Origin of the sequence: Phyllobacterium sp. 1468 (assembly GCF_031455525.1) — a bacterium.
GTDB lineage: Bacteria > Pseudomonadota > Alphaproteobacteria > Rhizobiales > Rhizobiaceae > Phyllobacterium.
This window is the reverse complement of sequence record NZ_JAVDSX010000002.1, coordinates 656,742-681,029: the sequence shown is the minus strand read 5'-3', so window position 1 is coordinate 681,029 and position 24,288 is coordinate 656,742. Positions and strand designations below refer to the sequence as shown.

General features: G+C 57.1%; 23 protein-coding genes. 13 read left to right on the top strand and 10 right to left on the bottom strand.

Features of this window, described 5'->3' with window-relative positions:
- Positions 1 to 57 precede the first annotated feature (57 nt).
- The 5 genes from J2X72_RS08715 (at position 58) to lpxC (ending at position 6,204) form a co-directional block, all read left to right on the top strand.
- A complete protein-coding gene (locus J2X72_RS08715) occupies positions 58 to 984 on the top strand; it encodes a D-alanine--D-alanine ligase (protein WP_210000383.1) in 927 nt (308 codons plus the stop codon).
- Entirely contained in the window at positions 972 to 1,913 is a 942-nt protein-coding gene (locus J2X72_RS08710) for a cell division protein FtsQ/DivIB (RefSeq protein WP_310070772.1), read from the top strand. The genes J2X72_RS08715 and J2X72_RS08710 overlap by 13 nt, the downstream gene beginning before the upstream one ends.
- Complete coding sequence (ftsA, locus tag J2X72_RS08705; RefSeq protein WP_210000389.1) at positions 1,910 to 3,232, top strand: cell division protein FtsA; 1,323 nt, start codon at positions 1,910 to 1,912, stop codon at positions 3,230 to 3,232. The genes J2X72_RS08710 and ftsA overlap by 4 nt, the downstream gene beginning before the upstream one ends.
- Positions 3,233 to 3,298: 66 nt before the next feature.
- The gene (gene ftsZ, locus J2X72_RS08700; RefSeq protein WP_310070768.1) at positions 3,299 to 4,984 is read left to right on the top strand and encodes a cell division protein FtsZ; all 1,686 of its coding nucleotides are present in this window, start codon (positions 3,299 to 3,301) and stop codon (positions 4,982 to 4,984) included.
- Between the two features lie 278 nt (positions 4,985 to 5,262).
- Positions 5,263 to 6,204, top strand: coding sequence for a UDP-3-O-acyl-N-acetylglucosamine deacetylase (gene lpxC / locus J2X72_RS08695; RefSeq protein WP_310070765.1), 942 nt, complete (start codon positions 5,263 to 5,265; stop codon positions 6,202 to 6,204).
- Between the two features lie 6 nt (positions 6,205 to 6,210).
- Here the strand turns inward: lpxC and J2X72_RS08690 are convergent, their stop codons facing one another.
- The gene (locus tag J2X72_RS08690; RefSeq protein ID WP_310070762.1) at positions 6,211 to 7,104 is read right to left on the bottom strand and encodes a LysR substrate-binding domain-containing protein; all 894 of its coding nucleotides are present in this window, start codon (positions 7,102 to 7,104) and stop codon (positions 6,211 to 6,213) included.
- 109 nt (positions 7,105 to 7,213) lie between these two features.
- Between J2X72_RS08690 and J2X72_RS08685 the strand changes: the two genes are divergently transcribed.
- From J2X72_RS08685 to J2X72_RS08660, 6 genes are all read left to right on the top strand, one after another.
- Entirely contained in the window at positions 7,214 to 7,603 is a 390-nt protein-coding gene (locus J2X72_RS08685; RefSeq protein WP_310070757.1) for a tautomerase family protein, read from the top strand.
- Positions 7,604 to 7,872: 269 nt separating this feature from the next.
- Complete coding sequence (locus J2X72_RS08680; protein WP_210000402.1) at positions 7,873 to 8,709, top strand: outer membrane protein assembly factor BamD; 837 nt, start codon at positions 7,873 to 7,875, stop codon at positions 8,707 to 8,709.
- Between the two features lie 27 nt (positions 8,710 to 8,736).
- Positions 8,737 to 10,413, top strand: coding sequence for a DNA repair protein RecN (recN, locus tag J2X72_RS08675; RefSeq protein ID WP_310070756.1), 1,677 nt, complete (start codon positions 8,737 to 8,739; stop codon positions 10,411 to 10,413).
- A gap of 112 nt (positions 10,414 to 10,525) precedes the next feature.
- Positions 10,526 to 12,670 (top strand): NAD-dependent DNA ligase LigA, encoded by a 2,145-nt coding sequence (ligA, locus tag J2X72_RS08670; RefSeq protein WP_310070754.1) that lies wholly within the window; start codon positions 10,526 to 10,528, stop codon positions 12,668 to 12,670.
- Positions 12,667 to 13,371, top strand: coding sequence for a TIGR02453 family protein (locus tag J2X72_RS08665; RefSeq protein WP_310070752.1), 705 nt, complete (start codon positions 12,667 to 12,669; stop codon positions 13,369 to 13,371). The genes ligA and J2X72_RS08665 overlap by 4 nt, the downstream gene beginning before the upstream one ends.
- Positions 13,372 to 13,587: 216 nt before the next feature.
- Positions 13,588 to 15,858, top strand: coding sequence for a TonB-dependent hemoglobin/transferrin/lactoferrin family receptor (locus J2X72_RS08660; RefSeq protein WP_310070749.1), 2,271 nt, complete (start codon positions 13,588 to 13,590; stop codon positions 15,856 to 15,858).
- Positions 15,859 to 15,934: 76 nt separating this feature from the next.
- On the opposite strand, the gene J2X72_RS08655 is transcribed toward J2X72_RS08660, so the two are convergent.
- Positions 15,935 to 16,279 (bottom strand): cupin domain-containing protein, encoded by a 345-nt coding sequence (locus J2X72_RS08655; protein ID WP_310070746.1) that lies wholly within the window; start codon positions 16,277 to 16,279, stop codon positions 15,935 to 15,937.
- 150 nt (positions 16,280 to 16,429) lie between these two features.
- On the opposite strand from J2X72_RS08655, the gene J2X72_RS08650 reads away from it, so the two are divergent.
- Positions 16,430 to 17,176 carry an AzlC family ABC transporter permease gene (locus tag J2X72_RS08650; RefSeq protein ID WP_310070744.1) on the top strand — a complete coding sequence of 249 codons (747 nt, stop codon included), beginning with the start codon at positions 16,430 to 16,432 and terminating at the stop codon, positions 17,174 to 17,176.
- The gene (locus tag J2X72_RS08645; RefSeq protein WP_210000428.1) at positions 17,176 to 17,469 is read left to right on the top strand and encodes an AzlD family protein; all 294 of its coding nucleotides are present in this window, start codon (positions 17,176 to 17,178) and stop codon (positions 17,467 to 17,469) included. Before J2X72_RS08650 ends, J2X72_RS08645 begins: the two co-directional genes overlap by 1 nt.
- A 7-nt stretch (positions 17,470 to 17,476) precedes the next feature.
- Here the strand turns inward: J2X72_RS08645 and J2X72_RS08640 are convergent, their stop codons facing one another.
- The 8 genes from J2X72_RS08640 to J2X72_RS08605 all read right to left on the bottom strand — a co-directional run bounded on the left by J2X72_RS08640 (position 17,477) and on the right by J2X72_RS08605 (position 24,198).
- Positions 17,477 to 19,324: an aminopeptidase P family protein gene (locus J2X72_RS08640; RefSeq protein WP_310070742.1), complete on the bottom strand. Its 1,848-nt coding sequence runs from the start codon at positions 19,322 to 19,324 to the stop codon at positions 17,477 to 17,479.
- A 181-nt stretch (positions 19,325 to 19,505) separates the two neighbouring features.
- Complete coding sequence (locus tag J2X72_RS08635) at positions 19,506 to 19,769, bottom strand: hypothetical protein (protein WP_310070740.1); 264 nt, start codon at positions 19,767 to 19,769, stop codon at positions 19,506 to 19,508.
- A 163-nt stretch (positions 19,770 to 19,932) separates the two neighbouring features.
- Complete coding sequence (locus J2X72_RS08630; protein ID WP_310070738.1) at positions 19,933 to 20,586, bottom strand: hypothetical protein; 654 nt, start codon at positions 20,584 to 20,586, stop codon at positions 19,933 to 19,935.
- Positions 20,583 to 21,212, bottom strand: a complete 630-nt coding sequence (locus tag J2X72_RS08625) for a hypothetical protein (protein ID WP_310070736.1) — start codon at positions 21,210 to 21,212, stop codon at positions 20,583 to 20,585. The genes J2X72_RS08630 and J2X72_RS08625 overlap by 4 nt, the downstream gene beginning before the upstream one ends.
- Complete coding sequence (locus J2X72_RS08620; RefSeq protein ID WP_310070733.1) at positions 21,209 to 22,261, bottom strand: hypothetical protein; 1,053 nt, start codon at positions 22,259 to 22,261, stop codon at positions 21,209 to 21,211. The genes J2X72_RS08625 and J2X72_RS08620 overlap by 4 nt, the downstream gene beginning before the upstream one ends.
- An 81-nt stretch (positions 22,262 to 22,342) precedes the next feature.
- Positions 22,343 to 23,227: a 50S ribosomal protein L11 methyltransferase gene (locus J2X72_RS08615; RefSeq protein WP_310070730.1), complete on the bottom strand. Its 885-nt coding sequence runs from the start codon at positions 23,225 to 23,227 to the stop codon at positions 22,343 to 22,345.
- A 190-nt stretch (positions 23,228 to 23,417) separates the two neighbouring features.
- The gene (locus J2X72_RS08610; RefSeq protein WP_310070728.1) at positions 23,418 to 24,008 is read right to left on the bottom strand and encodes an SCO family protein; all 591 of its coding nucleotides are present in this window, start codon (positions 24,006 to 24,008) and stop codon (positions 23,418 to 23,420) included.
- A 28-nt stretch (positions 24,009 to 24,036) separates the two neighbouring features.
- Positions 24,037 to 24,198 carry a hypothetical protein gene (locus J2X72_RS08605; protein ID WP_210001719.1) on the bottom strand — a complete coding sequence of 54 codons (162 nt, stop codon included), beginning with the start codon at positions 24,196 to 24,198 and terminating at the stop codon, positions 24,037 to 24,039.
- Positions 24,199 to 24,288 lie beyond the last annotated feature (90 nt).

Here is a 24,288-nt window from a genome sequence, read left to right as displayed (position 1 = left end):
GTGCGGACTCATGTCTGTTTTCAGCTTTGATGGGGAAGTGTTCGAGGGGTTGCCTTCATGGCGAAAAAGCATGTTGCGGTGCTGATGGGTGGCTTTTCATCGGAGCGTCCGGTGTCGCTATCTTCCGGCAATTCATGCGCCGATGCTTTGGAGGCTGAAGGCTATACCGTAACGCGCGTCGACGTTACGCGCGAAATCGCCAGTGTATTGCGTGAACTCAGGCCCGATGTCGCCTTCAATGCGTTGCATGGGCCGTTCGGCGAAGATGGCACCATCCAAGGTATTCTGGAATATCTCGAAATTCCCTACACGCATTCTGGCGTGCTCGCGTCTGCGCTTGCGATGAACAAGGAGCAGGCGAAGATCGTTGCCAAGGCGGCTGGTATTCCTGTGGCTGAAGCCAAGACCATGAACCGCCTGGACTTCACCTCAAAGCATCCGATGAAGCCGCCTTACGTCGTGAAGCCCGTGAGCGAGGGCTCCAGTTTCGGTGTCGTCATCGTCAAGGAGGATCAGTCCCATCCGCCGCAGATCATCACTTCTGCCGAATGGAAATATGGCGATAGCGTCATGGTTGAGCGCTACATATATGGGCGCGAATTGACCTGTGCCGTGATGGGTGATGTGGCTATCGGAGTGTGTGAAATCATCCCGGTGGGGCACCAGTTCTACGATTATGATTCAAAATATGTTGCAGGCGGATCAAATCATGTTGTTCCCGCTAAAATTTCACTAAAAATTTACCAAAAAATACAAACACTGGCACTCAAGGCGCATCAGGCAATTGGATGTAAAGGGATTAGCCGGTCGGACTTCCGTTACGACGACCGTTTTTCCGAGGATGGCGAGCTGATCTGGCTGGAAGTCAACACCCAGCCAGGCATGACTCCCACCTCTCTCGTGCCTGATATCGCCAAAGCTGCGGGGCATACCTTCGGTGAATTGTTGAGTTGGATGGTGGAGGACGCATCGTGTTTGCGTTGAAGGGCAAAAATGCGCACCCGCGGGGTGCTGTGCCGGTGTCTTCGGGCAGGTCGGCGACTTTTGGCCGTTTCCGGATCGTCCTGCCAAAAATCCTGCGCAAGCCTGTACGTGTCCTTGCACGCACCATCGAAGGCGAAGTCTCCATTCCGAACCATGTGGGGACATTCGGTGCCTTGGCCTTCCTGGCTTTGACTGGCGCTTACGGCGCAATCCTTGGGGGTCATGCGCCCGAAGTGGTCAAGGTTACAACCTCGACGTTCGGCTTCGCCATTGAAGATGTGAAGGTCGTCGGCAACAAGGAAACGTCTGAAATCGACGTTCTTGGCGCACTTGGTCTTGACGGCGAGACGTCTCTGGTCGGCTTGAGCGCTGCAGACGCCCAAAAGGCCGTAGCAGGGTTGCCTTGGGTCGAGTCCGTCGATGTGTTCAAGGTCTATCCGAATACGATCCAGATTTCGATCCACGAGCGCACCGCATTGGCGGTGTGGCAAAATGGCGACCAGCTTTCGGTGATCGATGCCGATGGCCGCATGATCGTGCCTTTCAACGGCGGCCGCAGTGCTTCATTGCCTGTCGTAATCGGCGCCGGTGCTGACAAGCAGGCAAAGCTTCTCCTGACGCAGATGGCGGGCTTCCCGCAAATCGCCGCCGAGGTAAAAGCCTATCAGCGGGTCGGCGATCGACGTTGGGATCTGGTGCTGAAAAACGGTGTAAGCCTGATGCTGCCGGAAACGCGCATCGACGAGGCCCTGACCGATATTGCCAGTATGGACAGCAAGGCGGGGCTTTTGTCTCGCGATATTGCATCGGTCGATATGCGCCTGACGGACCGCGTCGTTGTCAGGCTGACACCGGAAGCAATGGTACAGCGCGTTGAGTATTTGAAGGCCCGTGACAAGGCGCCCAAGCGTTCGGAGAAGCGTGTATGAGTATTCTGAACGGAAAAGGTACATCGACAGGAGCGCCATCCGCCAAGCGGACGCGCTCGTTGACAGTTCTGGACATCGGTTCGAGCAAGGTCTGCTGCATCATCGCGCGTTTGCGACCGCGTGAGGAAAGCGCGCATCTGCCAGGCCGTACACATCGCATCGAAGTTTTGGGAATTGGCCACCAGAAGTCGCGCGGCATCAAGTCAGGCGTCATCGTCAATCTGGATGCTGCCGAGCAGGCGATCCGTCTTGCCGTCGACGCGGCGGAGCGCATGGCGGGTCTTACGGTCGACTCGATGATCGTCAATATTTCGGCGGGCCGCCTGAAGAGCGAGAGCTTTTCTGCCAGCATCAATCTGGGCGGCCATGAGGTTGATCAGTCGGATATCCGCCGGGTGCTTGCCGCCGGTGCCAAACAGGCGCTTGCTGCTGAACGTCATCTCGTTCATTCGCTACCGATCGCCTATGGCCTCGATGGCGAACGCGGCATTCGCGATCCGCTCGGCATGATTGGCGATACGCTCGGCGTTGAAATGCATGTGCTGACTGCTGACGCGGCGCCGCTGCGCAATCTTGAGCTGTGCGTCAATCGCTGTCATCTGTCCGTCGAGGCGATGATCGCAACGCCTTACGCCAGCGGTCTTTCAGCGCTCGTCGATGATGAAGCCGAGATGGGCGCTGCCTGCATCGACATGGGTGGCGGTACGACAACGATTTCCGTGTTTTCCGAAGGCAAATTTATCCACGCCGATGCCATCGCCATTGGCGGCAATCATGTGACCATGGATGTTGCGCGCGGCCTTTCCGCTCATATGGACGACGCCGAGCGGCTGAAGGTCATGCACGGCTCAGCTCTGCCCAGTGCTGCCGATGACCGGGACATGATCAGTGTCTCGCCGCTCGGCAACGATGCACGCGATGTTCCCAATCAATATCCACGTGCGGTACTGACCCGCATCATCCGCGCTCGTGTAGAGGAAACGCTCGAACTCGCGCGTGACCGCCTCAACCAGTCCGGCTACGGCCAGATTGTCGGCAAGCGCGTGGTGCTTACGGGCGGCGCCAGCCAGTTGGCGGGATTGCCGGAGGCGGCACGCCGCATTCTGGCTCGCAACGTGCGTATTGGCCGTCCTCTTGGTGTCACGGGGCTTCCCGAGGCTGCCAAGGGTCCGGCTTTCTCTGCAGCGGTTGGTCTTCTGATTTATCCGCAAGTGGCAGGAATTGAAGAGCGTTCTGTAAAGGCTGGCTCATCGTCGTTGATGACAGGCACAGGTGGGCGTTTTCAGCGTATCGGCCAATGGCTGAAAGAGAGTTTTTGATCAATCGGGGAAACCCAAAAAAACACCGCAGCGGCGAGGCGGTAGAGACGAAAAGGAACGAAACAAATGAGTATCAATCTGCAAAAGCCGGACATTACCGAGCTTAAGCCACGGATCACCGTATTCGGTGTTGGCGGTGGTGGTGGCAACGCGGTCAATAACATGATCAATGCCGGCTTGCGCGGCGTTGAATTCGTTGTGGCCAATACCGATGCACAGGCGCTGTCGCAGTCGAAGGCTGAACGCCTGGTTCAGCTTGGCGCCGCTGTGACCGAGGGCCTTGGTGCCGGCTCGCAGCCGGAAGTCGGCCGCGCAGCAGCCGAAGAATGCATCGACGAGATCAATGATCATCTCCAGGGCACCCACATGTGCTTCGTCACGGCCGGCATGGGTGGCGGCACCGGTACCGGCGCAGCTCCAGTCGTTGCCCGGGCGGCACGCGAAAAGGGTATTCTGACGGTTGGCGTCGTCACCAAGCCCTTCCATTTCGAAGGTCAGCGCCGTATGCGCACCGCCGATATGGGTATCGCTGATCTGCAGAAGAACGTCGATACGCTCATCGTCATTCCGAACCAGAACCTCTTCCGCATTGCCAATGACAAGACTACCTTTGCCGATGCCTTCGCGATGGCCGATCAGGTTCTCTACTCCGGTGTTGCCTGCATCACCGACTTGATGGTGAAGGAAGGCCTGATCAATCTCGACTTTGCCGACGTTCGTTCAGTTATGCGCGAGATGGGCAAGGCGATGATGGGGACCGGCGAGGCCTCCGGCGACGGCCGTGCAATGGCTGCCGCTGAAGCTGCAATTGCCAACCCGCTGCTTGATGAAACCTCCATGCGTGGCGCCAAGGGTCTGCTGATTTCGATCACCGGTGGCCGTGACATGACGCTCTTTGAAGTCGATGAGGCTGCAACGCGTATCCGTGAAGAAGTTGACCAGGATGCAAATATCATCCTCGGCGCAACCTTCGACGAAAGCCTCGAAGGCATCATCCGCGTTTCTGTCGTGGCAACTGGCATCGATAAGCAGATTGGAGAGTCGGCGCCCGCGCCGATCGAATTTCGCCAGCCTCTGAAGCCCATTGCCAAGCCCGCGCAGCAGGCCGCCGCAAGTACAAATGCACGTCCGGTTGTCCAGCAGCCGGCCGCACGCGCAGCGGACCCCGTAGCCGATGCGATCCGCGCCGCGGAACAGGAGGTGGTGCAGCGTGCTCCACAGCCTGCCGAGGAATTCCGTCCACAGAGCCGCATTTTCCAGGCTCCGGCGCCGGAAGTCTTTGATGCTCCATTCGCTGCCGCGCCCCAGGCTCCAGTGCATCAGCCTGCCCCGCAGCCACAGATGCAAGCGGTACCGGCACCGCAGCCAGCTGCCCCGCGCATGCCGAATGTCGCTGATTTTCCGCCTGTGATCCAGGCAGAACTCAACGCCCGCGACATGGGAAGCCGTGAGAGCAACCGCGAGCCTTCCTATGACAGCCAGGAAGACCGCGGTCCGATGGGTCTTCTCAAGCGCCTCACTGCCGGTTTGACTCGCCGGGAAGACGAGACCGCCCGCCTCGAACCAGCGCAGCCGCGGGAACCCGCGATGCGTCCGGTCGAACAGCGCCGACCGCTTTCGCAAGACGCGTCGATCTATGCGCCACGCCGTGGACAGCTCGATGAGCAGGGCCGCGTTCAGCCACAGGCGCGCCAGGCTTCCGAAGACGATCAGCTTGAAATCCCGGCTTTCCTTCGCCGTCAGGCCAACTGATCTAATCACGGATTGTTAAAGGATATGAATTCCGCCATTGCCTCAATGGCGGAATTTTTCGTTCAAGCCATTGAAAGGCCAAAGAAACGGCTTAGCTGACGGCGCAGTGGTTTCGTTACAAACGTCGCGAAACCGTGATTTTGCTTCATGGGATGTCGACTGTATCTTGCGCCGCAAAATAACGATGAGCGATGCTGATTCCCGAAACGTGCAGCGCCGCAAACGAAAGTCGAAAACCGGATGGACGATCCGGGCGGTACATAGGCACGAGGTTTCAATTGCGCGACTACCAGACAACGATTGCCGAGCGAATTGCCCTTTCAGGTGCTGGCGTCCACAGCGGTGCGCCGGTGACGATTGCCTTCGTGCCGGCCGAACCCGATACGGGCATCGTTTTCCACAGGCTCGACGGGAGGGGGGCCAGCCACGAGATCAAGGCGCTTGTGTCTGAGGTCGGGACGACCGATCTGTCGACGACGCTTGCCAACAGGGCAGGCGTGACGATCAGCACAGTCGAACACGTCATGGCTGCCATCGCCGGTTCGGGCATCGACAACATGATCGTCGAGATCGACGGCCCGGAAGTGCCAATTCTCGATGGAACGTCCTCGGTGTTCCTCGACGCATTCGAGCAGGCCGGTTTTGTGCGGCAAGCGGCGAAACGCCGTTTCATCCGCATCCTGAAGACATCGCGCATCGAGGCCGGGGCATCCTGGGCCGAGTTCCGTCCTTATGATGGAACGCGTTATGAGGTCGAAATCGATTTTGAAACGCCGGTCATCGGTCGTCAGAAATTTGCCGCGGATATGGATGAGACGGTTTTCCGGAAGGAAATTTCACGGGCTCGCACCTTCGGTTTCATGCGCGATGTGGAAAAGCTTTGGGCCGCGGGCCTGGCGCTGGGGTCGTCACTCGATAATTCGCTGGTCATCGGCGACGATCATTCCGTCATCAATCCAGGTGGCCTGCGCTATAAGGATGAGTTTGTTCGTCACAAGGCGCTGGACGCTATTGGCGATCTTGCCCTTGCTGGCGCGCCGTTCATTGGCTGTTTTCGCTCATATCGCGGCGGGCACCGGCTGAATGCAGCGGCGCTCCGCGCACTCCTATCCGATCACACGGCGTTCGAGATCGTCGAGATGGCTGGTAAACGCGGCCAATCGCGCGGCGCATCGCTTGTTGCCGTAAACGCTCCCGTTTTTGCACCCTGGGCGATCTGAAGCTCGTCAGTACGCTGGTATCGCGTTGTGCACCGCTTGCAGCATTATTGATGCAAGGCGTGCGGTTGCCGGATCCGGTTGCGCTTGCGATCGATGAAGAACAAGCCCGAGATAGGGTAGCGGCGGTAGTCCGCTGTCAGCCGGGATCAGAGGTTGTACGCTTGGCGGTAAGCCGAACGGGGTGCGAATAGTCACGCCAAGGCCCGCGACGGTTGCAGCCCACAATCCCGCCAGGCTCGGACTCACAAACGACTGGCGCCAAGGGATGCCGGCGCGGTCGAGTGCTCTCGTGGCGGCGGTGCGCAAGAGGCAGGGTGCTTCCAGCGATGCAAGAGGCAATGGTTCGTCTGCGGATGCTCGCCAGTTCCTTGGCTCCCCGGCCGGGCCGACCCAGCACATTGGTACATCCTTGATGTGGGCGGCGTGCGGTGTCGTCACCGTTCCATCGCTCCATGCCAACGCCAGATCAAGACGGTCGGATGTGATGCGATCGATCAACTCGCTGTTGCGCGCCACGCGGGCTTCGATCCGCACCTTTGGATGAGCGCGGGCGAACTGTCCTAAGACGTCCGGAAGAATGGTTTCGCCGAAGTCCTCCTGCAATCCGAGCCGCACCCATCCGGCAAGCTCGGTGCCGTGGATCGCCGTCGCCGCTTCATCGTTCAGGTCGAGCAACCTGCGGGCATAGGCCAGCATGGTCTCGCCGGCTTCCGTTAGCGCCAGCCCGCGACCGGCCTTGACGAAGATCGCCGTTTCCGTCTGCTGCTCGAGTTTCTTCAGCTGCGCGCTGACCGCCGAGGTGGAGCGGCCAAGCCGGGCGGCTGCCTTGGCAAAACTGCCAAGTTCCATGCCGGTTGAAAAAGTGCGCAGCACATCAAGATCGAAGGTAATTCGTCGCATTTTAATTATCCATATTTTTTGAACTGTTTATCAAAAACTTTCTGATTTTTAGGACGATAATGCCGTTCTATAAAAATGGCGTCAAGACTTTAGAAGAAAGGATGGTTCAATGCCCTTCACCCGCATTTCGCTTCTTGAGGGAAAATCCGATGAATATCTGAAAGCAGTTTCCGATAGCTTGCATCAAGCCATGGTCGAAGCCTTCAATGTTCCGCTTGCGGATCGTTTCCAGGCCATTCACCAACATCGCCCCGGCGAGTTGGTGTTTGACCGCAATTATTTTGGCGGTCCGCGTTCAGACGACTTCGTGGTGTTTGCGATTTCTATCGGCAGACCTCGCGATGCCGCGACGAAGCAGGCATTCTACAAACGTCTGGTCAAGCTGCTCAGCGAAGCGCCCGGCGTCCGGCAGGAGGACGTCATGATCATCATCAGCACTTCAAGCCGGGATGAATGGTCTTTCAGTAATGGTGAAGCCCAGTTGCTTGAAAACGCTTAGTTGAAACAAAATAAGTGAATCTTAGGGATTTGCGGTTCATTTTCGGCTCCGCCACAAAATTGGACGATTACATGGCAATAAGATTGCTGATTCTCCGCGCTTGTGGTTTATGACCGCCCAACCGACGGTAGATTGACTATCCCTAGAGTGTGGGCTGCAAACATGATATCGGGTTTGCGATCATTGCTCTTAAATTGATATATGGGGCCGGAAACAGCATGGCGAATAGCAGAATTTCGATAAGTAAAGGCTTTGGGGGCAAGGCCAGGATGGCCTTTCTACTCCTTCCAGTCGCCAGTGCTATAGCCATTTCCGGTTGTGCTTCGAAGGACGACGACATCGATCTCAACGCCTATGTCGACACGATCGAACCCGCAGACGTTCTCTATAACCAGGCTCTGGCCAACCTGAATTCCGGGCGCCTTGATGAGGCCGCCAAGAAATTCGATGCTGTCGACCGCCAGCATCCCTATTCGGAGTTTGCCCGCAAGTCGCTGGTGATGGGCGCATTCGCCAATTACCGCGCAGGCAAATATGACGAGTCGATTGCCATGACCAAGCGCTACATTGCGCTTTATCCAACGCAGCCAGAGGCGGCTTACGCTTATTACATCACCGGCCTTTGCTACTACCGCCAGATCCCTGATGTGACACGTGAGCAGAGCATGACGCGCCGCTCGATTGCTGCGTTCAACGAGGTGGTCGAACGCTACCCCGACTCCGAATATGTCGAGGATTCCAAGCAGAAGATCCGCTTCGGCCGCGATCAGCTCGCCGGCAAGGAAATGCAGGTCGGCCGTTACTATCTCGAGCGTAAGGAATACCTGGCAGCGATCAAGCGCTTCCGCGGCGTTGTCGAGCAATATTCGAACACGCGTCAGGTGGAGGAAGCCTTGGCCCGCCTGGTTGAAGCCTATTACGCCTTGGGCATCACCAATGAAGCCCAGACAGCGGCCGCCGTTCTCGGCCAGAATTATCCGGACAGCGAGTGGTACAAGGACAGCTACAAGCTGCTGCAAAGTGGCGGGCTTGAACCTCGGCAGAACGCCGGCTCATGGCTCTCCAAAGCCGCAGAGGCTATCACTGGTGGTAAAGACGGCGTCTAACCTGCAATAACCATAACTTGAGCAACCATGCTTTCGCATCTGTCGATCCGCGATATAGTTCTGATTGAACGGCTCGACATCGAGTTTCGCGAAGGTCTGTCGGTGCTAACCGGCGAGACAGGTGCAGGTAAATCCATTCTGCTCGATGCTTTGTCGCTGGCGTTGGGGTCGCGCGGTGATGCTTCGCTGGTGCGTCATGGCGCTGAACAGGGTCAGGTTACCGCTGTCTTCGATGTGGCAGGAAGCCATCCTGCTCGTGCGCTGCTGCGTGAAAACGACATTGACGACGATGGCGATATCATCCTGCGCCGTGTTCAGAATGCCGATGGCCGCAGTCGGGTCTTCATCAATGATCAGGCGGCAAGTGTCACACTGCTGAAGGAACTTGGACGCAGGCTTGTCGAAATCCACGGCCAGCATGATGACCGTGCGCTTGTCGATCTCGATATCCACCGTACCTTGCTTGATGCCTTTGGAGCGCTTGAAATCAAGGCGGCGCTTGTGCGCGCGCTCCACAAGACCTGGCGCGATACGGAACACACTCTGGTTCGTCACCGTGCCAAGGTGGAAGCGGCGACCCGTGAAGCCGACTATCTGCGCGCCTCTGTTGAAGAACTTGCGACGCTTGATCCGGAGCCGCTGGAAGAAGAGACGCTGGCGATCAGGCGCACGGACATGATGCGTTCGGAAAAGATCGCTGGCGATGTCAATGATGCCAATGAGGTGCTGTCCGGCAACGCGTCGCCCGTGCCTTCCCTTGCCAGCCTCGTCCGCAGGCTGGAACGCAAGGTGCCGGAGGCTCCGCAACTGCTGGAGCCGGTCGTCAAGGCCATCGACGAGGCCCTGAATGCGCTGGCAGAGGCGCAAAACGGCATCGAACATGCGATCCGCGCCATTGATTTCGACCCGCGTGTGCTTGAGCAAACGGAAGAACGGCTCTTCGCCTTGCGTGCCGCTGCCCGAAAGTATTCCGTTGCTGTCGATGACCTTCCAGCGCTGCGCGACCGGATGGATGCGGATCTTGCCGATATCGACGCGGGAGCCGAGCGGCTGGCAGCGCTCGAGAAAGAGGCACAAGCCGCGCGAGATGCCTATGATCTGGCGGCACTCGCACTTTCCGCCGATCGCCGTGAGACTGCCGAGCACTTGAAACAGGCTGTCATGGCGGAACTGCCGGCCCTGAAACTCGAGCGCGCCGAGTTCATCGTCGAGATGACGACGGATGCAGAGAGCCGCACAGCGGATGGGATCGACACGGTCGAATATTGGGTACGGACAAATCCGGGCACGCGCGCAGGTCCGATGATGAAGGTCGCATCCGGCGGTGAGCTTTCGCGTTTCCTGCTGGCGCTGAAAGTAGCGCTCGCCGATCGCGGCTCGGCGCCGACGCTGGTGTTCGACGAGATCGACACAGGTGTCGGCGGTGCGGTAGCGGACGCCATTGGCCAGCGTCTCCGGCGGCTCGCGGGTACCGTTCAGGTTCTCTCCGTCACGCATGCGCCGCAGGTTGCCGCGCGGGCCCAGACGCATTTCCTTATCGCCAAGGCCGCTGCCGGTCATGACCGCGTGGCGACTTCCATACGAGCGATGGAAACCGGCGACCGCCAGGAGGAAATCGCCCGCATGCTGGCCGGCGCCAGCGTCACCGACGAAGCGCGCGCCGCGGCAGTGCGGTTGCTCCGGGAAAACGCTGCAGTTATTTAACGATGTCAGGAACTGGCTGTAGCTGCATCGAGTGCGCACTTTGAACGATGCTTTTCCATTTCTCTTACGCTAATCTCCCGCCCGAATCCGTATTTTCAGCGTCGGACAAACCATGGCAGATATTCCTGTAGAAGACTTAAGCGAGGCGGATGCTACTGAGGAGCTTGGCCGCCTTGCAGCCGAGATTGCCCAGCACGACTACCGCTACAATACGGAAGACGCCCCCATCATCTCGGATGCCGCGTATGATGCGCTGCGGCGCCGCAATCTTGCAATCGAACAGCGTTTTCCGCATCTGAAGCGTGAAGACTCGCCATCGAACAAAGTCGGTGCCGTCGCTTCCGAGAAGTTCGGCAAGGTAACCCATTCAATTCCAATGCTCTCCTTGGACAATGCTTTTCACGACAGCGATGTTGAGGATTTTGTCGGCCGCATCCGCAGGTTTCTCAAGCTTGGAGCCGACGCTAAGATAGGCATTACGGCGGAACCCAAAATCGATGGCCTATCGCTTTCGCTCCGCTACGAGCTTGGCAGGCTGGTGACGGCGGCAACCCGCGGCGACGGCACTACGGGCGAAAACGTCACGCTCAATGCCCGGACAGTTGCGAGTATCCCCAATGTGCTCAGCGGCAAACCGCCCGAGGTGCTGGAGGTGCGCGGCGAGGTCTATATGAGCCACGCGGATTTCGCAGCGTTAAACGAGCGGCAGGCCAAGGATGGCAAGCAGATTTTCGCCAATCCGCGCAATGCGGCGGCGGGCTCCCTGCGCCAGCTCGACCCCGCGATCACTGCTTCGCGGCCATTGCAATTCTTTGCCTATGCCTGGGGTGAGGTCAGCGCGATGCCCGCCAAGACGCAAATGGGCATGGTCGAGGCGTTCAAATCCTATGGCTTCCGCGTCAACCCGCTGATGCAACGATTCGAGACGGTAGATGCGCTGGTGAAGCACTATCACCAGATCGAGGAACAGCGGGCGCTGCTCGGCTACGATATCGATGGGGTGGTCTACAAGGTCGATGATCTGGCGCTGCAGCAACGTCTTGGCTTTGTCTCGCGCAGCCCGCGCTGGGCGATCGCGCATAAATTCCCGGCAGAGCGAGCGATGACGATCCTCAGGGGCATCGACATTCAGGTTGGCCGAACCGGCGCGCTGACACCGGTCGCGCGGCTCGAGCCCGTCACCGTTGGCGGGGTGGTCGTCACCAATGTGACCTTGCACAACGAGGACTACATCAAGGGTATCGGCCAGAATGGCCAGCCCATCCGTGAGGGGCGGGACCTGCGCATCGGCGACACGGTCGTGGTGCAGCGTGCTGGCGACGTCATCCCGCAGATTGTCGATATCGTCGCCGACAAGCCGCGCGGAACGACACCGTATAAATTCCCGGATATTTGCCCCGCTTGCGGTTCCCACGCGGTGCGTGAGGAAGGCGAGGCGGTGCGGCGCTGTACGGGCGGGTTGATTTGCCCGGCGCAGGCGGTGGAGCGCATCCGGCATTTCGTCTCGCGCAACGCCTTCGATATCGAGGGCCTTGGTGAAAAACAGGTGGAGTTCTTTTTCAAGTCGGAGGATCCCGCTCTGCATATCGGCACGCCTGCCGATATTTTCACTTTGAAGAAACGTCAGGCCGCCTCGTTGGCGAAGCTTGAAAACATCGATGGTTTCGGCGCGACGTCGGTCAAGAAACTTTATGACGCGATCGACGACCGGCGCGAAGTTTCTCTGAGCCGCTTCGTTTACGCGCTTGGCATTCGCCACGTGGGTGAGGTCAATGCCAAGCGGCTCGCCAGAGCCTACCATTCCTATGATGCACTTGCCAGTGTGGCCATGGCAGCGGAACCGCCAAGAGACAAAGCTGACAAGGGCAACGATGCGTGGCGCGAGTTGAATGAAGTGGAAGGTATCGGCAGCATCGTGGCCGAGGCGCTGGTCGACTTCTATGCCGAGGAGCACAATCGCCACGCGCTCGACGCGCTGCTTGCCGAGGTAACGCCGCTCGATGAAGAAGTCCGAACCGTCAGCCATTCGCCGGTGGCAGGCAAGACCATCGTCTTTACCGGGTCGCTCGAGCGGATGTCACGCGACGAGGCCAAGGCAATGGCCGAACGTTATGGTGCCAAGACGGCTGGTTCCGTCTCCAGGAAGACCGATCTCGTGGTGGCAGGCCTCGGCGCAGGATCGAAACTTGCCCAGGCCCAGACTCTCGGCATTGAAGTGATCGACGAGGATTCCTGGTTTACGCTGGTGGGCGCATGAGCGACCTGGTTTTCAAAGGCTTTGGCGAAAAGGCACTCCCCTTTCTCAAAGCACTCGATTTCCACCAGAACCGTGAGTGGTTTCTGGAGAACAAGGATATTTTTGAGGCTCATCTCTACGAACCGCTGGGCGATCTCGTCGAAGATCTGATGGCCCGGTTCGAAAAGGCGGGTCTGCCGTTCCGGGGCGATCGCAAGAAGTCGCAATTCCGTATCAAACGCGATGTGCGCTTTTCCAAAGACAAGAGCCCGTATAACCGCCACCTGTCGGCGCTTCTTTCGCAAGATGGCACAAAGTGGGCCGAAAGCGGCTGTTTCTACGTCTGCATCGGCCACGAAGATTATCGCGGCTGCTATGCTGCTGTCGCATGGTGGCAGCAAAAGCCGGAACTCCTGCTCGCGATGCGCAAAGCAATCGTCGAAAAGCCGCAGAACTATCGCGCAATGGTCAAGGCGCTCAAGAAAAATGGGCTGGCGATGAAAGATACGGATGCATTGAAGCGCACGCCGCGCGGATTTGAATCGGTCACGGATGCTGATTTGATCGAGGCCTTGCGCAACCGGAATTTCGTGGTCCGCTATTCGATCGATCCCGCCGATATCACTTCGCCAAAGCTTGCGGATGATCTTTTCGATTTTGCGGTGCGCGCCAAGCCCCTGATCGATTGGGGCAGGGCTATCGAGGGTACTGCAACCTCCTGATTCATATCATTTTTGCCGCAGTTCAAATCGCAAATGCCGGATTGTGACAATGTGTAATTAATTAATGTTGACTTTTATAGTCTAGTTTTAGTAGTGAACATTTGTACGGCGCGGACACGCGCTGTTTATTCGCTCAGCAAGCCACTGACCCACAACGAGATTTTCGTGTGACGTAAGCCAGCCAGGCATTCTCTTTTGGGTTTGGGGAACTGGGACATGGCTAAGAGGACTCTGCTTGCGCGGCTTATGTGTGGCGGCGCCGGTACATTGGTGATGGTTGGGTTGAGCACCGGCGCATCGATTGCGCAAAGCACCACGAACACTGGTGATAATATCGAACTCGAAACAATCGTCGTAAAAGGCGCCAGGCCGAAAGCCGCCGAGGGTGAAAAATCCCCGTTGACCACGGTGACTGACCGGCAAGAGATTCAGGAGCGCATGGTCGAAAGCTTCGAGGATCTTGGGCGCCGTGTCGATGCCGGTGTTAATTTCAACACCCAAAACAACAGTATCAACTTGCGGGGCCTCGATCAGAATCGCGTGCTGACGACGATCGACGGCATACGTGTGCCGTGGCTGACCGACCCCCGCAGCAATTCGGGCGGCTTGAATGCCGTCGATTTCGACGGGCTATCGGCGATCGACATCACCAAGGGGGCTGATTCCAGCCGTTATGGCTCGGGCGCTTTGGGCGGTGTCGTGCAGCTGCAGACGCTCGATCCGGAGGACCTTTTGACGGATGGGCGCAATTGGGGCGCTATAACCAAGGGCGTCTATGACAGCGCCGACCGGAGCTGGCGTACGAATGCCGCCGTTGCAGCGCGCGCCAACGATACGGAATTCCTGATCCAGGGCGGCTACAGGCAAGGCCATGAATTTGAAAACATGGGCGACGTTGGCGGTTATGGCGCAACGCGAACCGAGGCCAATCCATTAGACTTCGATCAAGGCAATTTTCTTGCCAAGATTTATCAGAATGTCGATGGCGGCCATCGGTTTGGCATAACCGGCGAATATTTCAAGCGCGATGCGGACATCGACGACAGGATCGGTTCGACGGCAAGCTACGTTCGCGGAAGTCTCGAATCCGGTGACGACGTGGAGCGCAAGCGGATATCCGCAAGCTACGACTATATATCGCCTGACAAGACCGGCTGGATCGATGAGGCGCATGCCATAGCTTATTGGCAGCAGCAGATTCTGACCAAGACAACGGACGGCGTTCGTTTGCCGGATAGCCGGGCGCGAATAATTCGCGGAGATCCATTCTTTTACGGTTATCCCTCCGGCATCTATACGCGTGACAACGAGCTGAAGCAGGACAGTTACGGCCTCACGGGCAATGTTCTGAAAAGCACCGAAATCGGCAATCTTACACACACGTTCCGTGTTGGCGGAGAAATCTACCGTCAGGACCTGCACCAATATTCAGCAGGCGTCGACAATTGTCCCGATATCGATTGGTCCACGATTCCACAACCCTTCGGTCCGCAATCGTGCCGAATGCTGCATTCGAATTCATCCGATATGCCGGACGTCGAATCTCTCGCGGTCGGCCTCTATGCCGAGGATGACATCGATGTCCTCAATGGCCGTGTGACAATCACGCCCGGTGGACGTTTTGACTGGTATGATCATCGCCCGCAATCGACGGCAGCTTATGAGGCCGGGCCCAATTTCGATGGCACGCTGCCTTCGTCCAACAGCGACTCGCGCTTCTCTCCGAAGCTCCGCGCAACGTGGCACGCTGCTCCTGACCTCGACTTTTACGCTCAGTGGGCACAGGGTTTCCGCGCTCCGACCGCGCTTGAACTCTTCCAGAATTACGGTGCGCCCGGCTCCTACGCCAGAATCGGCAATCCCGATCTAAAGCCCGAAACCAGCAACGGTTTTGAAATCGGCGCGAAACTTGAAAACGAGACCTATGGTTTTGGCGGAAGCATTTTCAACAATTACTACCGCAACTTCATCGAGGAAGTGACGATCGCGCCTCCAGGCGGTGAATTTCCGGTCGGCGGTATCACGGGTTATGCCAATCTCGACCGCGTTCAGATTTATGGAGCAGAATTGCGTGGCCACGTGAATTTTGCCGATCATTGGCGCACCTGGGCCTCCGTCGCATGGACCGTCGGTAAGGATACGGAAAATGACGAGTATCTGAACTCGGTGCCGCCGGTTCGTGCGATCGTCGGGCTGGGATACGCGGTAGAGGATTGGGGTAGCGACGTATCGCTCACCATGGCTTCGCGCCGTGACAAGGTCAGCGATGGCGGTTTCGTTGCGCCCGGCTATGCGTTGGTCGATACCACTCTCTGGTGGGAACCAAAGTTCGCCAAGGGCATGAAGCTTCAGGCGGGCATCTTCAACATCTTCGACACGAAATACTGGAATGCGCTCGATGTGCCGGATTCAATTTCGCCTGCGATAGCAGATCGCTATACCGAAGTTGGCCGCAGTTTCCGCGTTTCCCTGACGCAAAAGTTCTAAAGCAATTCCAGGAATTGCATCAAAACAATGAGTTGGATGCCTTTGATCTCCCCTCCACCTGGGGGAGGTCAACGTTCTATTCCAGCCATTCGGTTATGAATACCTCATTGGCGTGGATATCGATGGTCTCCAGCGTGCCCGGCCCGAGATTTTCAAATTTGTGCGGCGTGTTGGCGGGCGAAACAACGATCTGGCCTTCATGAGCGTCGATGATTTCATCGCCGACGGTAAACCGTGCATGACCTTTGCGGATGATGAAGGTCTCCGTATAGGGATGCTTGTGTAACCGCGGCCCTGCGCCGACCCGCTCCTGATGGTTGAAAATCACCGAGACGTTGGTTCCGTAAGGCTTGCCCGTAACCTCTCCCTGCCAATTCTCGGGATCGGTCGCCCAGACATCGCGTTCTATTATTTGGGGCATTTTTGGTCTCCCTTGTCTCGTCGATGCAAAATAAACGTGGCAAAATCACCTGACAAGAACGGATGCATTCCCGGTCACTGCAGTGACATTGATGATATCAATCAACAAATGTGACGTGACAGCCAGGTGAAGCTGTCCTAGATCAGACCAATGGACGAACAAATATATCAGCGGCAAGCGGTTCCCGCCGATCCCGGCCGTGCGCGCACCCAGTTCTTGGAAGGCTTCGCCAAAGGCCTGCCCATCATGATAGCTTCTGCGCCGTTCGGGCTGCTGTTTGGCGCGCTGGCCGTCGACAATGGGTTCACCGTGTTTCAGGCCGTGTTGATGAGCGCCGCGATTTTTGGCGGTGCAAGCCAGATGGTCGGCATCGAACTGTTCGGCCATAATGTCCCTGCCTGGCTGATCGTCTTTTCCATATTCGCCGTAAATTTCCGCCATGTGCTCTATTCGGCGGCGGTGGGGCGGCGCATTGGCCACTTCAAACCGATCCAGAGCGCCCTCAGTTATTTTCTTTTGACCGATCCTCAATATGCGGAAACCGAGAAGCGCGCGGAATCCGGGAAACCGGTCACTTTCATCTGGTACCTTGGCGTCGCCACGCCGATTTATGTGATGTGGGTAACAGAAGCCTGGATCGGGGGTCTGTTCGGCAATCTGATCTCCGACCCGCATGCTCTCGGAATCGATATGCTGCTGCCGATTTATTTTCTTGGGCTGGTTATGGGATTTCGCAAGCGTGATAATTGGGCGGCGATCGTCATTGCCAGCGCCGTAGTCTCAATCATTGCCTATAAGACGATTGGCTCGCCCTGGCACGTCAGTATTGGCGCTCTTGCTGGTATTCTGACGGCTGTGATTGTCGCCAAGCCAGAAAAAGCCAAGGAGCGCAGCTGATGTCCGAGATAACGTGGATCATAATCGCCGGCGCAGTTCTGACATTCCTGACGCGTATCGGCGGTCATCTGGTTCTGTCGCGCTTCGAGCGCATTCATCCTCGCGTCGAAGTCGCACTCAATGCGGTGCCTGCCGCGGTTTTAACGACGCTCGTTGCTCCTGCCGCCGCGGAAGCTGACTGGCGCGGATTGTTGGCGCTTGCCTTCGCCGGTCTTGTGGCTCTGCGCTTTAACGCGCTGACCATGTTTCTGGCTGGCGGAGCGTTGATCATCCTGCTGCGCCAGTTCTCCTGAACAGAAGCTAGTTCACGGCCTGGCTCTCGTGGCCGAATGGTTCTGTTGACGCAATCAGCCATTCGCGCGCCGGGCCATCCGTGTGCGGCAGCAACGCCTCGCGAACTCTCGCGTGATACGCGTCCAGCCAAATAAGCTCTTCCCGTATCAATAGGCTGGTATCGATCAACCGTCTGTCGATGGGGCAGAGCGTAATCGTCTCAAAACCCATCATCGCGATGTCGCCGCCTTCCGGCACTTCCGGCTCTGTGACGATCAACAGGTTTTCGGTGCGGATGCCATAGGCACCGGGCTTGTAGTAGCCGGGCTCGTTGGAAAGGATCATGCCGGGCAGCAGCTCCTGCACGCCCCGCTTCGATATGCTCTGCGGCCCCTCATGCACAGATAGGAATGAACCCACCCCATGTCCGGTACCATGACCATAATCATATCCCTGTTTCCACAGGGCAATGCGGGCAAGCACATCGATGTCCATACCGCGCGTTCCCTTTGGAAACCGCGCAGTTGAAATGGCAATCATACCCTTGAGCACAAGGGTGAACTTGCGCTTCATATCATCAGAAGGCTTGCCGACCGGTAGCGTGCGGGTGATGTCGGTGGTCCCGTCGCGATATTGGCCGCCGCTGTCGATCAGATAAAGCTCGCCGTCCTCCAATGTGCGGTTCGACGCTGTGCTGACACGGTAGTGCGCGAAGGCTCCATTCGGTCCGGCCCCTGAAATGCTGTCGAACGAGAGATTTTCCAGCGGCATCTGGAAGCTCTCCGCCACGCTCTGGCGGGTCTCTTCCAGTTTCGTCGCCGCAATGATCTCATCGATTGTGCCCGGCGCTTGCCTATCGATCCAGGACAGGAAGGATACCATTGCCACGCCGTCGCGCTCATGCGACTTGCGTGCGCCTTCAAGCTCGACCGAGTTCTTGATCGCGCGCGGCAACCGCGCCGGATCGAGGCCCTCCACGACTTTTCCACCGGCTTTGTCGATGATCAGACGCAGCTTCTCTGCTGTCAGTGCCGGATCGAGCATCACGGTCTTGCCCTCGGCAGCAAAGGCCGCGACGTCTCCTTCCAATGCTGAAGGGGCACGCAAGGTTGAAAGCTGCGTGAGATAGGCTTCCGTTTCGATCGGCAGCTTGCGCTTGTCAATAAAGAGCAGCGGTTCGCCCGATGCCGGAATCAGCGCGAAAGCAAGGGGAAGGGGCGTGTTGCTGACATCATTGCCGCGAATATTGAAAGCCCATGCAATAGAAGATGGATCGGTGAGGATCGTCGCATCGGCTTTTGCCTTGGCAACGGCTTCTGCCATTTCATGCAGCTTCTGGCTCGCCAGCTTGCCTGCGTATTTTTCCGGCTGGATCGTGACGGCTTCCAGCGGCGGGGCAGGCTGGTCATCCCAGATCATATCGACCAGATTGTCTTTGACTGCAACGAGAGTGCCGCCGTTTTTCTCCAGAGCCTCGCGCAACGATTTGGTTTCGCTGATCGTGTGGAGCCAGGGATCGAAGCCAATGGTGAGCTTCTTGTCGACATTGCGCAACCAAACTGGCGGTGGCGTGTCGACAAGGCTTTCGATCGTGAAGACTTCAGGGTCGGTCTGTTCCGCTGCCTGCAAGGTGTAGCGACCGTCGACGAACAGATAGGCTTTGCTTTTCATGATCAGAGCAACACCGGCAGAGCCGGTAAAACCCGTCAGCCAAGCCAGGCGGCGGGCGCGGGCAGGCACATACTCGCCCTGGTGTTCATCGGCGCGCGGCACAAGGAAACCATCGAGGCCAAGATTTTCGAGTTCGTCTCGCAGCTTGGCGACACGGGGCGCCCCGGTGGCAGGATTGCTTGTGACCTCAAACGACTGGAACATGGGAATCTCGACCTTTTTGTTCGCGTACAAAACCCAAAAATCTATTCGATTTCTATAAGGATCATGCGCCAATGATAGGGTCGAAACCTAGCCTCCCGCTTTCACGCACGCAATGGAGGAGTGCGTCCGGAAACCGATTTAATCGGGGATCGGATGTTTGTCCCGAACGAACGCTGGAGTGCTACCTCACCATCCAGCGTTCGAGCAAAGTGCGGGCGCCATCTTTGACCGCCCGCCACTGCGAGAGCTTATCCTTTGACAAGGAGCCCTGCACGGCAAGCGTCAAATCTCTGTAATAGAAAGTAAAGTCGCATCCGTCGCTGAGGCTGAGGCATTCGAGAATCGCTTCTTCTTCCACGTTCACATAAGTTTGCAGCCAAAAATCGAGAGGCGTAATTCGCGTCAACGCGCTCTCGAAAGGGATGCGTTCCCTGTACATATCCATTTCAAATTCAATGCTTGAGAACGGAAATCCTGGAGTATTTTTTCCGTCCGGAATTACTCCCGTTCCAAGGGTTCAGCGCATTTCGTGGATGTTCGTGCCCGACCACCTGTCAAGTCGGAACAATGTCGTCGGACAGACTTCCGGACTTGATGTCCTGACGGGCTTACAGCTCGAGTGGAAAAGGCGTGGGTTTCCAATAGTCCGTCAGGCCAAGGGTTGCGATCGAGCGCGCCTGCTGCTTGCGCAGAAAAGTGATAAGGCCGCCCCGGTCTCGTTTCTTCAGAAGTTCGTAGTATGTCGGCAAATGATCGACCCAGCCCTTGGCGATAGCCGCATCCACAATGGAGAGGGCCTCGTCAAAATCGCCTTTCGTTATAGCGATATGGGCCATAACGGTAGTATCGAAGGAGAAGGTGTTATAAGGCTTTGGCTCGTCCAGGCGATAGGCGACATAATCGTCGATCGTGTTGACACGGCGCAATTCAGGTAAGGTTGTCTCTTCAATTATATGGCGTAAGCGCTCGACCTCTTCGGGATCATAGATGTTCCAAGAGCCCCACCCATTGTCGTAGAGCGCACGTCCGCCATACGTCGCCCAACTCGAATAACGCAGGAATGTCACATCGACGACTGCAGTGACGTTGAAGAGGTCGTCAAATATCCAGTTGCCAAAACGGATGAACCGCAGCACATGCCCTACCGGCTTGACGACTAGATGGCGACCAACGAGCGTCAGGTCCTCATAGCGATGAAGGATTGGCTCAACCAATTGTTCGACATCGTCCTGCGTGACAAGGGGAAGCAAACTTGCCCTCATGCCTTCTCTAATCCAAAACGCTCGGGTTCAAAATGTTTCGTCAGTTTGAGTTCCCCGATCGTGCGCGTCTGCTGTTCGCGCAGGAGATCGAGAAGCGCGGCACGATCCCCTTGCTTCAAGGGCTCGTAATATTCGGGCATCGAACTGATTTCGCCGCCGGCAATAGCTGCCTCGATGATCGAAAGGGCTTTCTCAAGATCGCCATTGGCAATTGCGATGAGGGCAAGATCGGTTGGATGAAGAGATGAACGATATCGCGATCTTATGCTATTGGTTTGGTAGCCCGCGAATTCGTCAATAGTGGTGACGCGGCGCATTTCCGGCAGTGCTTCTTCAATCATCTGGCGCAGCACTTCGAGCGACTCCGGGTAACGGATATCCCAATCCCCTCGATCAGCCGCCAGCCGCCAGCCGCCGTCGAGCGGCCAGTGGCCGATATTGAAGAAGGTGAGGTTCATGCCGGTGCGAACCGCAAAGGCATGCACGTTTGACCGGCGATCAATGCAGATGAAGCGCAGGACATTGCGCACCGGGGTTAATACCAGCATACGTCCGACGACCGCCAGATCATCATGGCGCTCAAGCAAGGGCATCATTGCCCGTTTCACATCGGCAATTGTTGTCAATAGCTTAACCACGGTTGGATGGGAATGATGATAATACGCTTCACCACTTTGAAATTCTTATGAACAGACTGGCCAATCTCCCGCATTCTCGCTGGGGTTAGCCCACTTTTCGCGGTTTTCAGATCGTAGACGCAGACGACGCCATTACCTACGTCTTCAAGGACATCCAGACGAAGTGAACCGGCCAAGCCATACCGAACACCGTCTTGGCTGTAGTTATTATCCTTTATCTCCTGAGCATACTTCAAGTAAGATCGTTCGGGTATTAGACTTTCAGGGTATTTTGCAAGAATATAGTCTTTCATGATCGTGTGCACTTCGGTGCCAAATTCGCTTGCCGACCGGTAGTTGCCGCGTTTGATTGCTTCCTGTGTGGCCAAATTTGCTTCTTTCTGAACTGCGCCATACAACGGGCAGGCGCCTTCCACTTGCTCACGAAGTAATGGCACGACCACAGGTTGCGGCTTCGGTCCTTGCCCCGCCTCAAATTCATGCGGAGTGAACTGCAGAGCGGGTACAATAGTTTTTGGCGCATTCTGGAGCAGCCAGTTATAGCGCTCGGCTGCCTCGTCCGGAGTGCCTTTGAATGATGAATCCAGAGGATCGCTGTCGAGTAGGTGGCGGAGGAGTTGTCCGACGATTGCCGGCCCCGCACCTCGACCGAACAACGAGCCGGGCTTTGAAGTGGGCACAGGATTGATTAATGCGCCTGGGTTGATCCCCGGCTTGGTCCCGGAAAAGTCAGTTCTCGCAGGGCTTAGCGGATCATTGCTTCCTGGCCTGGACCCACCACCGCCATCGGTCCATTGCCCGCCATCGGGATTTCCCGCAGGTACGCGTGGCTGATCGGGGTGGAATTTCCGTAAGATATTCTCGGCCATGCTGAGGTGGCTACGCCAGGCATTGTAGTTGTGCTCGGCAGCCCGAATGTGTCGCCACGGATAGGTGTTGGGCGGCGCCTGCCGCATCGCTTTCAGTTCAGCGGCGGCCTGTTCAACGCGAAATCTGTGGTGATAAACTTGGGACAGGTCATATTCGAAATCTCTCATGAAATAAATCCTTTAAAAAGAATATATTCCTATAATTAAATAAAACTGTCAATTGGAGTGAGAATGCCGCTCCGAAAAGCTCTAATACGTAGCTTGGGCTTTCAGATGCAGGGTAACCCAGCCCTCGCGGCGCAGTGTCTTGATATGAAACAGGCCCTGCGTTCGGTAGGCGGCGAGAACCTTCTCCCGTTGCGTCTCGAGAATACCGGAGAGGATGAGTGAACCACCCCAGGCGAGGTGTCGGCGCATTTCAGGGGCGAGCTGCATCAGCGGCCGCGCCAGGATGTTTGCGACGATGAGGTCGAAGGGTGCGGCGGCGCGCATTGCCGGATGATGAAACCCCGTTGCGGTTTCGGTCCGTATCCGGGCTGCAACGCCGTTCTTCACCACATTCTCCTGCGCCACCGCGACTGCGACCGGATCGATATCCGTTGCCAGAATAGGGATAGGTGCAAGCTTGGCGATACCGATGGCCAGCACGGCGCTTCCCGTTCCAAGGTCAAGCGCATTGCGCGGATGTTCGCGCCGGATCACCTGGCTGATCATATCGAGACAGCCGGACGTGGTGCCGTGGTGGCCTGTACCGAAGGCTTGTCCTGCATCGATTTCGATGCCGAGATCATTAACGCGGCGTTTGTCGCGATCATGCGAGCCATGCACGAAAAAGCGCCCGGCACGCACCGGTTTCAACCCTTCCAGCGAATGCGCGACCCAATCGATGTCCGGCACCTGCTCACGTTTCAATTCAAGGCCGAAGGTGTCGCTGCCGAGGACATCGCGAATGCGTGTCTCGATTTCGTCGGGCTCGAACGTATAGACCGAAACCTCGAATATTTCACGATCCTCGTCGATTTCGGCGTTGGAGACCGGCAATCCGTCCTCTTCGAATTCACGTTCGAGCTTGGTGAAGATGCGCTCGGCTTCGTTCTTGCCGGCGGTAACGAAAAGGCGGGTCTGAGTGGTCATTCAAGAATGTTTTCTCTAGGGTCAGGACCTGTTAATCTGGTCGAAAAGGCCATATCCTGCGGACGCCGAAACGGCTGCAAGCTGCAGTGTCGAACCGCTCGGCCGGGGGGAAAACCCCGCCCTTCACGCTTCTCCTCGCATCTTCTTGCCGTTTCAGGCGCCATTTCGATCATATTAACAGGTCCTGACCCTAGCTCTTGGCGAGGCGTTTTAGTTTCTCGACAGCCGTATCAGGATTTTCGCCATAGGCAATGGTGCCGAAGAAACGGCCTTTGCTGTCGAGAAGAAAGATCGAGGCGGTATGGTCCATCGTATAGTCGTTGCCTTCGACGGGAACCTTGCGCGCATAGACGCTATAGCCCTTGAGCATGGCTGCGATCTTGTCGGGATCGCCTGTCACACCCGTGATCCGGTCAGACACATTGCTGACATAGGACTTCAACACGGGGACAATGTCCCGCTCCGGATCTACCGTCACGAAGTAGGCGTTGACGTCCGCGCCCTCCGTGCCGAGTTTCTTGAGCCAGCCGTCAAGCTCGAACAATGTCGTCGGACAGACTTCCGGACAATGGGTGAAGCCAAAGAATATGGCGGATGGCTTTTGCCGGAATGCCGCCTCCGTGATCGGTTCGCCGTTCATCGTCGTCAGCTCAAAAGACGTGCCGAATGGCCCCTGATTGCCGGTCGTCGTCTGGCGTGACGACTGGAAGGTGATCCAGCCCGCAGCTCCGGCAAGAAGAGCAATCGCCACGATCAAAAAAGGCAGCAGGCGTTTGTTCATGGATGATTACTCAGGGACTGCCAAGCTTCTACATACACCAGGCCAATCCCGCATTGATGAGGGAAAGGAAGATGGAATCGCCCTTGTCGAACCACGCAGCAAAGGTGAGCCCCGTAGCTACCGATGCCGCAAGGGCAAGTGCAGCATAGAGCACCATTCTCGGTGTGCTGATGGAGGAGGACGTTTTCATTGTTGGATTATAGGATTTCGCTTTGGTTTATGCAAACAAGCGACCGGGACTTGCTACGATCGTCTGACTATGGAAAACCGGACAAAACAC

Coding starts and splice junctions, on each gene's coding strand:
- J2X72_RS08715 (WP_210000383.1), top strand. CDS start 58: ATGGCGAAAAAGCATGTTGCGGTGCTGATGGGTGGCTTTTCATCGGAG.
- ftsA (WP_210000389.1), top strand. CDS start 1,910: ATGAGTATTCTGAACGGAAAAGGTACATCGACAGGAGCGCCATCCGCC.
- ftsZ (WP_310070768.1), top strand. CDS start 3,299: ATGAGTATCAATCTGCAAAAGCCGGACATTACCGAGCTTAAGCCACGG.
- J2X72_RS08690 (WP_310070762.1), bottom strand. CDS start 7,104: ATGCGACGAATTACCTTCGATCTTGATGTGCTGCGCACTTTTTCAACC.
- J2X72_RS08685 (WP_310070757.1), top strand. CDS start 7,214: ATGCCCTTCACCCGCATTTCGCTTCTTGAGGGAAAATCCGATGAATAT.
- J2X72_RS08680 (WP_210000402.1), top strand. CDS start 7,873: ATGGCCTTTCTACTCCTTCCAGTCGCCAGTGCTATAGCCATTTCCGGT.
- recN (WP_310070756.1), top strand. CDS start 8,737: ATGCTTTCGCATCTGTCGATCCGCGATATAGTTCTGATTGAACGGCTC.
- ligA (WP_310070754.1), top strand. CDS start 10,526: ATGGCAGATATTCCTGTAGAAGACTTAAGCGAGGCGGATGCTACTGAG.
- J2X72_RS08665 (WP_310070752.1), top strand. CDS start 12,667: ATGAGCGACCTGGTTTTCAAAGGCTTTGGCGAAAAGGCACTCCCCTTT.
- J2X72_RS08660 (WP_310070749.1), top strand. CDS start 13,588: ATGGCTAAGAGGACTCTGCTTGCGCGGCTTATGTGTGGCGGCGCCGGT.
- J2X72_RS08655 (WP_310070746.1), bottom strand. CDS start 16,279: ATGCCCCAAATAATAGAACGCGATGTCTGGGCGACCGATCCCGAGAAT.
- J2X72_RS08650 (WP_310070744.1), top strand. CDS start 16,430: ATGGACGAACAAATATATCAGCGGCAAGCGGTTCCCGCCGATCCCGGC.
- J2X72_RS08645 (WP_210000428.1), top strand. CDS start 17,176: ATGTCCGAGATAACGTGGATCATAATCGCCGGCGCAGTTCTGACATTC.
- J2X72_RS08640 (WP_310070742.1), bottom strand. CDS start 19,324: ATGTTCCAGTCGTTTGAGGTCACAAGCAATCCTGCCACCGGGGCGCCC.
- J2X72_RS08635 (WP_310070740.1), bottom strand. CDS start 19,769: ATGGATATGTACAGGGAACGCATCCCTTTCGAGAGCGCGTTGACGCGA.
- J2X72_RS08630 (WP_310070738.1), bottom strand. CDS start 20,586: ATGAGGGCAAGTTTGCTTCCCCTTGTCACGCAGGACGATGTCGAACAA.
- J2X72_RS08620 (WP_310070733.1), bottom strand. CDS start 22,261: ATGAGAGATTTCGAATATGACCTGTCCCAAGTTTATCACCACAGATTT.
- J2X72_RS08615 (WP_310070730.1), bottom strand. CDS start 23,227: ATGACCACTCAGACCCGCCTTTTCGTTACCGCCGGCAAGAACGAAGCC.
- J2X72_RS08610 (WP_310070728.1), bottom strand. CDS start 24,008: ATGAACAAACGCCTGCTGCCTTTTTTGATCGTGGCGATTGCTCTTCTT.
- J2X72_RS08605 (WP_210001719.1), bottom strand. CDS start 24,198: ATGAAAACGTCCTCCTCCATCAGCACACCGAGAATGGTGCTCTATGCT.